Source organism: Lysinibacillus sp. RC46 (assembly GCF_041262385.1).
Classification (GTDB): domain Bacteria; phylum Bacillota; class Bacilli; order Bacillales_A; family Planococcaceae; genus Lysinibacillus.
The window spans coordinates 80671-93346 of the sequence record NZ_JBGCCF010000011.1; the positions used below are offsets into that span (position 1 = coordinate 80671).

The following is a 12676-nucleotide window of genomic DNA, read 5'->3' on the forward strand; positions in this document are numbered from 1 at the left end:
GAATAATGATGAGGAGGCAAACTTCCGAAATTAGAAGAGTAAAGAAGGTGAAGAAAATGGAAAACAAAACAGTTATAAAGAGCGGTATTAGTTTTGGCTCCGTATTGGCCATTACTATTTCTTGGAGTGTTAATCATTCGATATTATGGGCAATCATACATGGTTGTTTTAGTTGGTTGTATGTCATCTATTATGCATCACGCTACTAACATAAATAATGACTAGCATGTGGAATCCAATCAAAGAAGCGGGAGAAGTTGAACCTGACGCTGTGCAATTGTTTAGCGATACATTGCATCATATACATACAATAGTGAACGTGTGCTATTCATAACATTTGAGCATTTAGCATAAATAACTAAGTGCTCTTTTTTCGATGAAAAGCTCATATTAAGAAAGATTGCTGACATCTTTCCATGTATCGTAGAAGAAAGGTTGATAGGATGACACATCAAGTGACCGCCACAAGCAATATTGATTTTAATGCTACAGGCGTTGATGAAATATTACAAAATGTAGCTTATATACTATCTACTTTCGTAATATCTTGCCCTTTTTACAGAGATTTTGGTTTAAAACTAGACACTCTTCCACCTTTCCAGCTTGTCAAAAGACGTAATACCGCACGTCTTTTGGAAAGCATTCAACGTTTCGTGCCACGAGCTATAGTAATAGATGTTGATTATGTTGGAGATGCATATGTAGGAAAATTAGAACCTGTTGTGAAAGTCATCGTAAACGAATAAACGATTAGGATGAATGTTGTCCCTTTGTCAGGCTATCTAAATGTTAGCCTGGCAAATATTATAAGGTTTATTAAACAAATAGTTCATACTGAGCCAGTGTGATTTATTCATTATTTAATATGATAAGCGTATTCTATTAAAAAGATGAAATGGAGTGAAAATATGAGAGGATTAATAAAAGGCCTTTTTATTTTATTTTCCTTGATGTTAGTAACTGCAGCATTGCTTAAGTATAATCAACCTTCATATGAAAGACCCATTCAAAAAAATCCCGATACAAATTATAGTGAAGAAATTGGTGAAAAATTACAAAGCACGAATTTTACACAAAAAATTATAGTAGCGTTACGAGCAGCAGGCTATTTTCCAGATAGTATGATTAGCTACTTAATTGAATCTCCAAATAATCAAGTAATGACTATACAATTACATAATCTGGATAAACTTGAAAAGAGTACAGAAAGCGAAATTCAAAATATCGTCAACAGTATTGCAGAAACTAATGATCTTCAACAGTTTCTTGTTAATATCAGACTTACTGATGTTCATTAACCACGCTAAGAAACTTCTAAATAGTTACAAAAAATTTGTATGCTATAATCAAGAAAAGAGGTGATCATAGTGAGAATTTTAGTTTTAGGTGCCACTGGGCGCGTGGGTAGCCATATTGTTTCCCTAGCGTTACGAGATGAACATAGCGTTACAGCTTTAGTTCGTCACCCAAATAAGCTACAAATAAATGATGAAAATTTACATATTGTACAAGGAAATGTTTTAGAAAAACAAGATATAGAAAATGTCATGGCGAATGTTGATATTGTGATGAGTGCATTAAACACAGATGGCACTAATACATTAACTGAAAGTATGCCGCTAATTCTTGATGCAATGGAAAAAGAGCACGTAAAAAGAATTATAACTGTCGGAACGGCTGGTATTCTACAAAGTCGATTGACTCCAAGTATTTTACGTTATCAATCGAGCGAATCCAAAAGAAAAACAACCATTGCGGCAGCGGAACATCATAAAGTTTATCATTTCTTGAAGAACTCTAATACTGATTGGACAATCGTCTGTCCTACATACTTACCTGATGGTGAATACACAGGTAGCTATCGTATCGAACGAGACTTTTTACCGGATGGTGGGGTAGAAATATCTGTAGCAGATACTGCAGAGTTTGCATATCAACAGATTCAGAGTAAGGAATATGTGAAATCGCGTGTAGGTATTGCATATTAGATTTTAAATAAGAAGAGGACAAAAAGAAACTGAAAAAAGGTTGGTAGAGCTTTGGAGGCGTTAATCGATAAGGATTAACGCTTTTTTTGTTGAAAGAATGATTACCTAAAAATAGGAATAAGTAAAAATCAATTAGAAATGTTGATTGAACGCAAACTAAAGCTCTAATGGACTCAGTTGTTAAAAAGATGCTAGCTATAGAAAATGACTTATTTTTTGAATAAGAAGGATTCTCGGCGTATTTCTGGAATAAATAAACTGAGATGTGAAATTACATGTAATGTCTTAAAGTTTGAAAATAGACGAATATTAAAGTAAGGAGTGGATAATATTTCTAATCGTAAAAGAAGTTTGCTTTATATCGTGACTATCTTTTTAATATTTCTTTATTATGGTGTAATTTTATTTTTGTATCTTCAAGACGTGATAGGTGGAATTTCTTTTGTTGCTATACTCTTGATTAATTTTATCATCTTATTAATAGCTCGGATCTTACTGAGAAACAAAATATATAAAAGAAAAATCACGCTCGCTACTTGCATGATGTTCTTGCTGTTTTGCTTCGAATTGCCTCTTATATTTTATGAAGGAACTTCTCATGTCGCATACATATACACTGAGCCATTAAATGCCAAAGGTAGTGAAATCTATTTAATAGGCGTAAATAGAGTAGATTTTCAATTAATGGAGAGTATTCAATCTGTTGAAGATCTTTTAAATAAACAGCAAGTTCCTTTTATAGATGTGGATGAAATTACGAATTTTGTTCTGTACAAGAGCAAAAACCAGCAAATATTAAAGTGGCTTCATCTTCAAAAGAATGAAGCAGAGCAAATGAAAGACAACGTTAATCATTATCTAGGTAAAGAAGATGTCCGTATTAATGAATTTTTTAATCAGGATAATATTGGTGGAAATAGTGCTGGGTTAGGGCTAGCACTAACAGGACTCATTATACGAGGCGATTTACAAAACAACGTAGCCATTGCAGTGACTGGGGCAATAAGCGAAACGGGTGACGTCTTACCAATAAGGGTACTAAAAGAAAAAATGCTAATCGCAGAAAAATACGGTTTACCGTTTATAATTATTCCCACTAAAAATGCAGAAGAAGCCGCACAGATTCAAAAGGAACAAAATATCGACATAAAAATTTTGGATGTGTCTCATATTGATGAAGCTGTTCAACTAATTAATGAGATGAACGATAAACTAAATGAATAAAAGGCGTCTTATGACGTCTTTTCTTTTTGCCCATAGGCTAAAAAATAAAGTCACCTTCAAAAATGAAAGGTGACCTCCCCAAAAAGATATAGACGAATCATACATTTTTCTTTGCCATTCTGGTTAATTGTTGATAAATAACATCTTGATAGTTTACGTCTCGCCATAATGTAATAACATCCAATTCTGTGAGTTCTTGAAGGCTGCTTTGTATGAATTCATAAGCGATAAAATAAGCTAAGCGATTAAAACCAAATCGTTTACCTCCATTAATAGAGAACCATTCCAGAAACACTGCTCTTGCATCGAGTGAAGTCACATCCCTTAAAAACTCTTCAATAATTATTTGTTTATTATTTGAAGCAAATGTTAGCCACTCTAAGTCTTCTTCAAATGCAAAGTATTCATCTTTCCTTGTACTTACCACCTTTGTAGAAAAATGCGTTGCAATGCCTTCCTGTAAAAGCCAAGTGAATGGGCTCTCCCAGTCTACCATTGCCCAATTAATACCTCTTTTTTCGGATAATAAATGGTGTACAGCGTGCCCAAACTCATGAGCAATAATAATTTGTAAATGGCGACCTAGATGGGAAAGTTTCTCTAAGCAAAATGCAATTTCTGGTATGAACTGTCGGTAAGTAAAAGCATTACTGCCATATAAACCTACAATCAGATGTACATCCTTTGTAAATGTAAGATCGTACATCTGTTCATAGTCCCTTGCAATATCACGAATAAGCTTAGGCATTTTATCTTTTATTTCAATTAACGCTGAAATCTTTTCCTGGTGCTTTGGAATAGCCATTTTCATTTTTTCATCTACATTCAGGCAATGAAATCGAAAGTATTCATCAAAATAGCTCGCATGCTTTTTATAATATTTCTTTAAATAATCAATAGTAGGCACATAATTATCGGTAAAATCTGTAACTGTATCATGAATGAACATATTCGTCTCCCTTCTAGTAAATTAGCCCTCAGATAGTACTAAATATCGTTTAACCACATTGTCATATTTCACGATGAAAATATCATCACGTTCTTTTACAGAATAAATCTTTGTACCAATGGGTAAAAGGTTAGCTGTACCATTTTTAAAATCTTCAGCTTTAGTTGCATTAAATTCTATCTCACCAATATTTTTATCTTCATTGACTTCAAGTTCATCAATCCATTCTATATTGGTTTTTAAAATGTTACCTTTCCATTGAAAAATATCTGCTTGGTTGTCCAATCTTAAAACTTCTGCTGCATCAGGTTTTTTAGATTTAATAGTAGCTACTGTGCCTTTTTCATTACAACCAACTAAAAATAAACTAAACAATACCACAAATAATAAACAGGACTTTTTCTCCAATAAATTTCACTCCCAAATTAATTTAGCTGATATTTACAGTTTAATGGAAAAACTGGCAGAGGTAAATATTACAAACCTCTTAAATGTTTGCGGTGAAATAATGGAAATTAAAGAGAAGGATGATTGACAAGGTGTATACATTTGTATACAATCAAATCGAAACGAAGTGTATGCAAATGTATACATTGTGAGGAGGACACTAAATGAAAAGTGAAAAATTTAAGGAATTTAGAGAAGAGGGACATCATCGTGGAGGACGTCATAGAGGAAGAGACGGCTCTCAACAACGTGGAGCTAAAACTTTCCGACGTGGAAGAGCCATTGCTTTTTTAGAGATGATGAATCTAAAGCGTGCAACGATTAAGCAACAATTAGAGCAACCAGAGTTTCAATCGATTCAGCCAATATTAGTGGGTGAATTAAAAGCCATTGATATGGTCATCAATGAGTTCATTCAATTATTTGAATTACACGAAAGCGAAACGCTGGCTACATCCGACAGTCAAGAAGTTGATGAAAAATCTTTAAATCATGATGAGGAAGGGAAGAACCTGAATGAAAATAATTAATCATTACATTGATACTGTGTTTCATAGCGAAGACTCAATTTTAGAGGAGGTCATTACATCTATTGAAGAAAACGGAATGCCCGCCATTTCTGTTTCCGCTTCCTCTGGAAAACTTTTAACAATGCTTGTCTCGATGACAGGAGCTAAAAACATTCTTGAAGTAGGGGCTCTCGGTGGATATAGTGGAATTTGTTTAGCTAGAGGGTTCGGCAGTGATGGTAAATTAACTTCTCTAGAATTAGAGGAAAAATACGCACAGTTAGCGTATGGTAATTTATCAAAGGCGGGTTTTGGTGAACAAGTTACATATATAACAGGACCTGCATTGCAAAGCCTTGAAAAGCTGGTACAAAGTAATGAACGATTCGACTTTTTCTTTATCGATGCTGATAAGGATAATTATGAAAACTATTTAAATTACTGTGTACAGCTAGCAAATCCCGATGCGATCATAGTTACTGACAATGTGCTTGCTGCAGGAAGTGTGGCAGATCCAACTGCCAAACCAAAACGATACACGGAAATAATGAAGAAATTCAACGAAGCAGTAGCGAACCACCCTCAATTAGAGTCGATTATTATTCCAATTGGTGATGGTATGACACTTTCAAAAGTGAAGAAATAAGCACCATATTGATACGAGAAGGCACTGACGGACGAATACATGTTAGTGCTTTTTTTCATAATACTTTTCATAGCCTACAAATATAAATAATTGAGTACCCATCCGGCAATCCCAACTATAGTTCCTACAATAATTAAGACAAGTCCATGCTTCTTCGCATGATAATCACTTCTTAAAACGATGCCCATACAAATGGCCATAATACCACAAAATAATTGAAAAAAGAAAAGTGCAAACAAAGCATTTAACCAACCAATTGTTATGAGTAGGGATTTACAGCTTTTTCTAGTTTCCACAAAAATGCCTCTTTTCATCGTATTTTATACATATCATTTTATTGGAAAGAATTCTGTTTAAGTACATAATTAATTTGGATATTATCAGTTGTATAAAATAGGGGATTCAAGGTAAGTTTCGTGCTTAATTACAAAAAAGACTGAAGTCAAACTTGTTGTTATAAGTTTGATTTCAGTCAGATTTCACATTTAACTATATCGATTTAACTTATCTGAAATGTTTCTAAGTATTTCAGTTTGCTCCTGTGGAAGGGAGGGCAATTTCTCTTGTTACTTCAATCCAAGATGTAATATTGGATAAGGGCGGCCTGAACTATCTGTTGGTTCTTCACTGACAATCGTGAAACCATTTTTTAAATAAAACATCTTTGCGTTTGCATTATCTTTATTAACATCAACAGACCTTATATTAAAATCTTTAATGAGTTGTTGTATTATTTGTTTTCCATAACCTTTTCCTATTTCAGTAGGTTCTAAAAACAGCATTTCTAAGTGCTGATTATTGGTGCCTGAAAAACCTATCAATTTATTTTCCGCATACCAAAGTCTCACATCAAGATGTGGGAAATACATAGGAATTTCCTGTTTAATGTCTTCCTTATCTTTTAAACTTAAAAAATCGTGGGTTTTGGTAACGGATCTATCCCAAAGATTTATAATAGTTTCATAGTCATTAGTTGTTGCTTGTCTGTTTTTCATAATGTTCTCTCCTTTTTCTCTTGATTATCAGGCTCCTTTCTATTTTTTATTTGAAGATTTTAATGATGTAACACCAATCAAAATAAATTTTCATTTTCTATGATCCTCTCGATTTAGGGGATTTGTTCTACTTACAATTTATATGTAACAAAAATTGTAACATGTGGTACTAGATGTTACAAAATAATAAAAGGGCCACACATTCGTGACCCTTAGTACCAAGTCAGGAGGTGTAAGGCTAAGTTAGTTTTTCTCTACTATATATGATGTTGAAGAAATTAACACTATCACAAAATCCTAAACTTAACTAATTTTAGTTCCGTTTGGTACAGGCTGATCAGGAGCTAATAAAATCACATCTCCTTCTACAGGAACTCCGCCAATCACTAAAACTTCAGATTTAAAGCCTGCTACACGACGGGGTGGGAAATTAACGATCGCAACTACTTGTTTATTAACAACTTCTTCTGGCGTATAGCGTTTAGTAATTTGAGCAGAGGATTGCTTGATGCCAATATCTTCTCCAAAATCAATTATCATTTTAATAGCAGGAACCCTTGCTTTCGGAAGCTCTTCCGCTTGGATAACTGTCCCAATTCTAATATCAAGGTTTATAAAGTCTTCTATAGTTGCCATAAAAAATACTCCTTACTTTTCAATTTGTATAAAGTCTTGTAAATTTTTTTCGATGAAAATATTTATTTTTTCTATAGTAGCTGGATAAATGTTTTCGAATATTGCATATAGCGATTCAAATGATGCATGGAGCTCTTTATTTTGATTTAATTCATCTCGAGTGATTGTAAAATTCTCTAATGTAGTAGGGTGATTATGTTGTTTTAGTTCCTGTTCAATTTTCTCAATAAGTAAAAGAAAAGGTTCATCATTAAAATACTTAAAACAGGCTTTGAGAGCTGCCCATTTTTTAGACTGAGCCATGAAATAAGAGCTCCACCAATAAAATTCGATAAGAGATTTACTAATATGGTTATAATAAACATAAAACATAAACAATGCTCTTTGACCTTCGGTAAGTTCCTCATAAAAACGTTCTTTTACACCGATATTAGTTTCTTCAGACATTCTTACCTTATAAATCTTAATGAGCGGTTCGAAACACCTTTGACTTAAACTGGAGCAATTAAAATCTAAATCCTCTTTCTTTACAGTTATTATCAAAATAATCACACTCCTTCCAAATAATATAACATTTTTAGGATTAGAATGTGCAGCGTTATTTACATTCATTTTGGATTGTTATTGGTTTTATATACAATTAAAAGAACAAAAATAAAAGCATTTTTTACTTTAAACCTCAAATAATAATGATTAGAAATAATTATTTGCAGGAGGTGAAAACTTGAGGAAATACTATCTACTGATCGCTTTATGCTTTTTCGGGGTATTTTTATTTTTTGTAAATGAAAAATCTTTTGCAGACAAGGGAAGGAAGTATTACGAAGAGGCAGGACAAATTTTGTGGGATATTAATACGGATGAAAAAGTAATCGCCCTAACCTTTGATGATGGTCCTCATAAAAAGTACACACCTGACATTTTAGATATATTAGACAAGTACAATGCAAAGGCCACATTCTTTATTGTGGGTGAAAATGCAGAAAAAAATCCAGAGCTCGCTTTACGTATACATGAAGAAGGTCACGAACTAGCCATTCACACATATACGCATCCTTTTAGAACGAATGTTTCCAATTTGATGAAAGAAATAAAACAAACACATGCAACAATTTATGGTATTACAGGTTATGTCCCTGTTTTATTTAGACCAGTTGAAGGCCAATACACGGATTCCATGATTGATGCAATAGCAAAAGAAGGCTATAAAGTTGTCATGTGGTCATGGCATTTAGATACATTTGATTGGAAAAGTCCTGGAGAAAAGAAAATTGTCAATACTGTTTTAAAAGGTGCTAAGCCTGGAAGTGTCGTGTTATTTCATGATGGCGGTGGAAATCGTGAGCAAACTGTGAAGGCATTAGAAAAAATCTTACCAGGGCTTGAAGAGCAGGGATATAAATTTGTAACGATTTCTGAGCTACTCGAGATTCAAAAGTTAAGTAATAAAGATGGAAAATAAATATAGGCAGGGCTCATTTTTTTATGTAATTTGGGCTTTGCTTTTTTGCATTATTGAACCATTTGTATTTATTTTTGGAGAAATAATGTAAAATAAGGTTGTTTATGGATATTTTAGTTTTTAGTGGGCTGAAATAGTAAATTATGAAAATGGGTGTTTTAGGAATCTACAACAAGGAAAGAGGGTATCAATTATGAATGATTACATTAAAACGATGAGACAAATGATCGGGCATGAAACTCTATTGACTATTGGCTGTGGAGTAATAATTGAAGATGATAGGGGACGTATTCTTTTACAAAAAAGGACTGACGGTGATATTTGGGGAATCCCAGGAGGTATCTTGGAAATCGGAGAAACTTTTGAAGAGACCGTTAAAAGGGAAGTCTTTGAAGAAACGAATCTTATTCTGAACGATATAACATTGTTTGGATTATATTCTGGTAAAAATGGTTTTGCAGAGTACTCAAATGGAGATAAAGTATTTAGTGTTCAAATAATTTTTTACTCAAGCGATTATAAAGGTACTTTACAAATTAATGATGAAAGTAGCGAATTGTACTTTTTATCGAGAGATGAAATACCTTTAAACCTTAATCCTCACCAATCCTCATTTATTAAGGATTGGAGAAATGGTATACCTACACCAATAATAAAATGAAAAAGTTCTTAATCCAATGGGTGCGTTTCCTCTAGAAGTTTTATATAATTAGAAAATACAGTATTTTCAAAAAGGGGTGGGGAAAGATGAAACAAATTGTTGCATTAGGAGGAGGGGGCTTTTCTATGGAGCCTCATAATCCATTATTAGATACATATATTTTACAGCAATCTAACAAAGCCAATCCAAAGATTTGCTTTATACCTACTGCAAGCGGAGACTCGGAAAATTATATTGCAAAATTTTATTCTTTCTTTAACTCACAACAATGTATTCCGTCCCACTTATCACTTTTTTCTCCTCCAACTCGAGATTTAGAAAGTTTTATTATGGAAAAAGATATTATTTATGTTGGCGGAGGAAATACTAAAAACCTTTTAGCTTTATGGAAAGAGTGGTCGTTAGATAGCATTTTTAAGACGGCATGGCAAGAGGGAATCCTTTTAACAGGCATAAGCGCTGGTTCAATTTGTTGGTTCGAGGAAGGAATAACGGATTCAATTGGAGGAGAATTAGAGCCGATATCATGTTTAGGTTTTCTCCCAGGAAGTAATTGCCCTCATTATGATGGAGAAATCAATCGAAGACCTGCTTATCATAATTTGGTTAAAGCTAATAAACTCTCATCTGGAATTGCCGCTGATGATGGAGTAGCCGTTCATTTTATCGATCAAGAAATCCATAAAATCGTTAGTTCAAAACCTAATGGTAAAGCATATAAGGTATCCTTGGATCATGATATCAATGAGGTAGAGTTAGCTGTAGAATATTTAGGAAGTATATAATAACTTCGAAAAATAAGCTTATTCAAGAATCAGATCTTGAAAAGGCTTATTTTCATTTTAGAAGTGCTGTTAAAAATAAGAAGCAGATTTAATCTACTTTATCCTAAAATCTCTAGTATAGAAACGGAATAATTCGCCAAGTATTGGACTGATATTGTTTGTATTGTTCACCAAACAATGTAAAAAGAATTTTCTCTTCAATTTTTATACGATACGAATACGCAAGGAAAAATAAAATGATATTTATAATAATGGAAATGAACGAAGATGAAGATATAGCAAATCCTAAAAAGGTCAAAAAAGACCCTAAATAACCAGGGTGGCGAATATATTTATATAGACCGTTTTGAATTAACTTATGTTCCCCCTGCATTCCGACATTCCTACTGTAAAATCTCCCTAAGATTTTCATCGAATAAAATCTTATCCATACACCAATTAGCCCGACAATAACACCAAAAAACAGCAATCTTATTTATTGTAAAGAAATAAATAATCTCTGGAATGGTTACCATCAAGGCTAAAACTACCCCGATAAAAAAACTAGAACCACGATTTCGTTTTTCTTCTTTAACAGGTGAACTTCTATAAAATTCTAATAATAAGTAAAGAAAAATAGCTAAATATGCTATGAAAAACATAATTCATTTTCCTTTCAATAAAAGTATCTTATGATTAACTCATTATCCCTTCAGAAATATCTAATTGCTCTTCCTTGATACTGTCCAAAATGCTTATTCAACTAATCTCCTTCGTTCGTTGAATAGCAACCATCCTTATTTATGATATTTGTTTCCGTAACTATTCTTAGTGTGGGTAATCTATTTTAAAAATCCTTTTGGCATAAAAACGTAAAGAAGTACATATACAACTATAAATATTGGCTGTTACTATCTCCAAAGCCAAACACTGTCACTCCTAAAATTGAAAAGAAAATTAAGCAATGATTACAAAAATGAAACAAAGTATGGGAATCAAACGTAAAATAAGGATAGGGGGGATCGAGGTGAAATATTTACTAATTGGTGTTTTCTTATCACTTTGCGGTGTTTTGATCTCGATGATGTTGTGGGGAATGGAAAAGGTTTATTTAGTTTCAGGCGCGATTGGCTGTATCTTCATTGTCATTTCAATGATTTTTTCAGGGTCCATGGTTAGTGGGGATCGGATGAGAGCAAATTTTGCTACCGAAACAACAGAACATCGGGACGAACGCAATAATATTACTTTACATTCCTTATACATTGCTTTACCAAATATTATTGTTGCGGTTTTATTTTATTATTTAAGTAAATGATATTGAATGGAAAGAAAAGTTGAACAATCTAAAATAAAAGGTCACTCGGACAAAAGTGACCTTTCCGTTTTCACTGTAGTATGTTAGGCTGGTTAGTTATCCTACTATTACTAGGTATTTGATATTTAGTAACAGAGGTTATGGAAATGATTAATTGTGACAATGATAAATAGCATTAACTTTATTCATTATAGATCTGAATAGAATCTAAAGTACTGGAAAAATTAATACATGAATGTTGTACCAACAATAATTAAAAGAATGAATAGAACTACAATTAATGCGAATGCTGAACCATGGCCTCCGCCATGTCCATAGTAACCGCCACCGCAGCCACCGCCGTAGCCTCCGCCGCCGTAGCCACCACCGTAACCACCGTAGCCACCGCCACAACAGCTACCAAAATTTCCGCCGTAATATCCCATGAAATATCCCTCCCTTCTACAATCTATAATATGTCTAGGTCTAGAATGGAGGGGAGGTATTCATCTTGGTTTTACTCAGCTTGAATTAAAAATCCGGAAAATTAATGATGAGGAATTACTCAATTTCAAAAAGGGAAAGGGATAGCATGAATAGTGTTCCTTGAAATTTTGAAAACGCTGTAAGTAACATTTTTACAGAATAATAAAATTGAAACTATTACAAATGTCAATCGTATAAAATAAGGTAGGCTCTAGGAGGTGTTTGTACTATGTCGTATATTGGATGGGCTATTCTAACTTTTTCAATTGTCTGTTATTTACCTTTCTTTATTTGGCTTTCAGCTAGTTATCTAAATAACGGTGATCAATCAAAAAGAAAGAATAATTATTGGTTATTGTTGGTGTCAGCTGGATTATTAAATTCTTTGAATACTTTCTTGTTTAAGATTCAAGATACATATTTTTTAGCAGTAACAGTCATGATCATTTTATTATTTAGCCTTTACATGTTTTTCAAAGTTCGGAAAGATAAAAGTGGTGGAATGACTAACGAAATGTTTTAGAATGACACAATGTGCGTAAAAAATGTGCCCCTTGAAGTAGATAATGTTGTCCGTGTCTAAATTCAAGGGGATATTTTTATAATTTCTAT

General features: G+C 33.2%; 21 protein-coding genes. 12 read left to right on the forward strand and 9 right to left on the reverse strand.

Annotated features, from left to right (window positions below; genetic code table 11):
* The first annotated feature begins 8 nt into the window (after positions 1 to 8).
* From ABH966_RS11985 to ABH966_RS12005, 5 genes are all read left to right on the forward strand, one after another.
* Entirely contained in the window at positions 9 to 209 is a 201-nt protein-coding gene (locus ABH966_RS11985; RefSeq protein WP_370078658.1) for a hypothetical protein, read from the forward strand.
* Positions 210 to 455: 246 nt separating this feature from the next.
* Positions 456 to 746, forward strand: a complete 291-nt coding sequence (locus ABH966_RS11990; protein WP_370078660.1) for a hypothetical protein — start codon at positions 456 to 458, stop codon at positions 744 to 746.
* Positions 747 to 908: 162 nt separating this feature from the next.
* Positions 909 to 1298, forward strand: a complete 390-nt coding sequence (locus ABH966_RS11995) for a hypothetical protein (RefSeq protein WP_370078662.1) — start codon at positions 909 to 911, stop codon at positions 1296 to 1298.
* Between the two features lie 69 nt (positions 1299 to 1367).
* Complete coding sequence (locus ABH966_RS12000; protein WP_370078664.1) at positions 1368 to 1988, forward strand: NAD(P)-dependent oxidoreductase; 621 nt, start codon at positions 1368 to 1370, stop codon at positions 1986 to 1988.
* A gap of 408 nt (positions 1989 to 2396) precedes the next feature.
* Entirely contained in the window at positions 2397 to 3212 is an 816-nt protein-coding gene (locus ABH966_RS12005; RefSeq protein WP_370078666.1) for a S16 family serine protease, read from the forward strand.
* Positions 3213 to 3309: 97 nt separating this feature from the next.
* Here the strand turns inward: ABH966_RS12005 and ABH966_RS12010 are convergent, their stop codons facing one another.
* Positions 3310 to 4161, reverse strand: a complete 852-nt coding sequence (locus ABH966_RS12010; protein ID WP_370078668.1) for a hypothetical protein — start codon at positions 4159 to 4161, stop codon at positions 3310 to 3312.
* 21 nt (positions 4162 to 4182) lie between these two features.
* Positions 4183 to 4569 (reverse strand): hypothetical protein, encoded by a 387-nt coding sequence (locus ABH966_RS12015; protein ID WP_370078670.1) that lies wholly within the window; start codon positions 4567 to 4569, stop codon positions 4183 to 4185.
* A gap of 203 nt (positions 4570 to 4772) precedes the next feature.
* On the opposite strand from ABH966_RS12015, the gene ABH966_RS12020 reads away from it, so the two are divergent.
* On the forward strand, positions 4773 to 5138 hold the full coding sequence (locus ABH966_RS12020) for a hypothetical protein (RefSeq protein WP_370078672.1): 366 nt from the start codon (positions 4773 to 4775) through the stop codon (positions 5136 to 5138).
* A complete protein-coding gene (locus ABH966_RS12025; protein ID WP_370078674.1) occupies positions 5125 to 5763 on the forward strand; it encodes an O-methyltransferase in 639 nt (212 codons plus the stop codon). The genes ABH966_RS12020 and ABH966_RS12025 overlap by 14 nt, the downstream gene beginning before the upstream one ends.
* 74 nt (positions 5764 to 5837) lie before the next feature.
* Here ABH966_RS12025 and ABH966_RS12030 read toward each other — a convergent pair whose 3' ends face one another.
* The 4 genes from ABH966_RS12030 to ABH966_RS12045 all read right to left on the reverse strand — a co-directional run bounded on the left by ABH966_RS12030 (position 5838) and on the right by ABH966_RS12045 (position 7937).
* Entirely contained in the window at positions 5838 to 6059 is a 222-nt protein-coding gene (locus ABH966_RS12030; RefSeq protein WP_370078676.1) for a hypothetical protein, read from the reverse strand.
* Between the two features lie 270 nt (positions 6060 to 6329).
* Positions 6330 to 6758 carry a GNAT family N-acetyltransferase gene (locus ABH966_RS12035; protein ID WP_370078678.1) on the reverse strand — a complete coding sequence of 143 codons (429 nt, stop codon included), beginning with the start codon at positions 6756 to 6758 and terminating at the stop codon, positions 6330 to 6332.
* A 303-nt stretch (positions 6759 to 7061) separates the two neighbouring features.
* The gene (gene csaA / locus ABH966_RS12040; RefSeq protein WP_370078680.1) at positions 7062 to 7394 is read right to left on the reverse strand and encodes a chaperone CsaA; all 333 of its coding nucleotides are present in this window, start codon (positions 7392 to 7394) and stop codon (positions 7062 to 7064) included.
* Between the two features lie 12 nt (positions 7395 to 7406).
* Positions 7407 to 7937: a hypothetical protein gene (locus ABH966_RS12045; RefSeq protein ID WP_370078682.1), complete on the reverse strand. Its 531-nt coding sequence runs from the start codon at positions 7935 to 7937 to the stop codon at positions 7407 to 7409.
* Positions 7938 to 8118: 181 nt separating this feature from the next.
* Between ABH966_RS12045 and ABH966_RS12050 the strand changes: the two genes are divergently transcribed.
* From ABH966_RS12050 to ABH966_RS12060, 3 genes are all read left to right on the forward strand, one after another.
* Entirely contained in the window at positions 8119 to 8856 is a 738-nt protein-coding gene (locus ABH966_RS12050; RefSeq protein WP_370078684.1) for a polysaccharide deacetylase family protein, read from the forward strand.
* A 193-nt stretch (positions 8857 to 9049) separates the two neighbouring features.
* Positions 9050 to 9517 carry an NUDIX hydrolase gene (locus ABH966_RS12055; RefSeq protein ID WP_370078686.1) on the forward strand — a complete coding sequence of 156 codons (468 nt, stop codon included), beginning with the start codon at positions 9050 to 9052 and terminating at the stop codon, positions 9515 to 9517.
* 86 nt (positions 9518 to 9603) lie between these two features.
* The gene (locus ABH966_RS12060) at positions 9604 to 10302 is read left to right on the forward strand and encodes a Type 1 glutamine amidotransferase-like domain-containing protein (protein ID WP_370078688.1); all 699 of its coding nucleotides are present in this window, start codon (positions 9604 to 9606) and stop codon (positions 10300 to 10302) included.
* Between the two features lie 112 nt (positions 10303 to 10414).
* Here the strand turns inward: ABH966_RS12060 and ABH966_RS12065 are convergent, their stop codons facing one another.
* Positions 10415 to 10714, reverse strand: a complete 300-nt coding sequence (locus tag ABH966_RS12065; protein WP_370078690.1) for a methyltransferase family protein — start codon at positions 10712 to 10714, stop codon at positions 10415 to 10417.
* The gene (locus ABH966_RS12070; RefSeq protein ID WP_370078692.1) at positions 10686 to 10943 is read right to left on the reverse strand and encodes a hypothetical protein; all 258 of its coding nucleotides are present in this window, start codon (positions 10941 to 10943) and stop codon (positions 10686 to 10688) included. The genes ABH966_RS12065 and ABH966_RS12070 overlap by 29 nt, the downstream gene beginning before the upstream one ends.
* A gap of 365 nt (positions 10944 to 11308) precedes the next feature.
* Between ABH966_RS12070 and ABH966_RS12075 the strand changes: the two genes are divergently transcribed.
* Positions 11309 to 11599, forward strand: a complete 291-nt coding sequence (locus tag ABH966_RS12075; protein WP_370078694.1) for a DUF5316 domain-containing protein — start codon at positions 11309 to 11311, stop codon at positions 11597 to 11599.
* Positions 11600 to 11823: 224 nt separating this feature from the next.
* Here ABH966_RS12075 and ABH966_RS12080 read toward each other — a convergent pair whose 3' ends face one another.
* Entirely contained in the window at positions 11824 to 12024 is a 201-nt protein-coding gene (locus ABH966_RS12080) for a YjcZ family sporulation protein (RefSeq protein WP_370078696.1), read from the reverse strand.
* Positions 12025 to 12293: 269 nt separating this feature from the next.
* On the opposite strand from ABH966_RS12080, the gene ABH966_RS12085 reads away from it, so the two are divergent.
* A complete protein-coding gene (locus ABH966_RS12085; protein WP_370078698.1) occupies positions 12294 to 12587 on the forward strand; it encodes a hypothetical protein in 294 nt (97 codons plus the stop codon).
* The last annotated feature ends 89 nt before the right edge of the window (positions 12588 to 12676 follow it).

What these genes read in the sequence shown, in the direction of transcription:
- ABH966_RS12025 (WP_370078674.1), top strand. Translation starts at nt 5,125, where the DNA reads ATGAAAATAATTAATCATTACATTGATACTGTGTTTCATAGCGAAGAC.
- ABH966_RS11985 (WP_370078658.1), top strand. Translation starts at nt 9, where the DNA reads ATGAGGAGGCAAACTTCCGAAATTAGAAGAGTAAAGAAGGTGAAGAAA.
- ABH966_RS12080 (WP_370078696.1), bottom strand. Translation starts at nt 12,024, where the DNA reads ATGGGATATTACGGCGGAAATTTTGGTAGCTGTTGTGGCGGTGGCTAC.
- ABH966_RS11995 (WP_370078662.1), top strand. Translation starts at nt 909, where the DNA reads ATGAGAGGATTAATAAAAGGCCTTTTTATTTTATTTTCCTTGATGTTA.
- ABH966_RS12085 (WP_370078698.1), top strand. Translation starts at nt 12,294, where the DNA reads ATGTCGTATATTGGATGGGCTATTCTAACTTTTTCAATTGTCTGTTAT.
- ABH966_RS12060 (WP_370078688.1), top strand. Translation starts at nt 9,604, where the DNA reads ATGAAACAAATTGTTGCATTAGGAGGAGGGGGCTTTTCTATGGAGCCT.
- ABH966_RS12010 (WP_370078668.1), bottom strand. Translation starts at nt 4,161, where the DNA reads ATGTTCATTCATGATACAGTTACAGATTTTACCGATAATTATGTGCCT.
- ABH966_RS12065 (WP_370078690.1), bottom strand. Translation starts at nt 10,714, where the DNA reads ATGAAAATCTTAGGGAGATTTTACAGTAGGAATGTCGGAATGCAGGGG.
- csaA (WP_370078680.1), bottom strand. Translation starts at nt 7,394, where the DNA reads ATGGCAACTATAGAAGACTTTATAAACCTTGATATTAGAATTGGGACA.
- ABH966_RS12035 (WP_370078678.1), bottom strand. Translation starts at nt 6,758, where the DNA reads ATGAAAAACAGACAAGCAACAACTAATGACTATGAAACTATTATAAAT.
- ABH966_RS12070 (WP_370078692.1), bottom strand. Translation starts at nt 10,943, where the DNA reads ATGTTTTTCATAGCATATTTAGCTATTTTTCTTTACTTATTATTAGAA.
- ABH966_RS12020 (WP_370078672.1), top strand. Translation starts at nt 4,773, where the DNA reads ATGAAAAGTGAAAAATTTAAGGAATTTAGAGAAGAGGGACATCATCGT.
- ABH966_RS12055 (WP_370078686.1), top strand. Translation starts at nt 9,050, where the DNA reads ATGAATGATTACATTAAAACGATGAGACAAATGATCGGGCATGAAACT.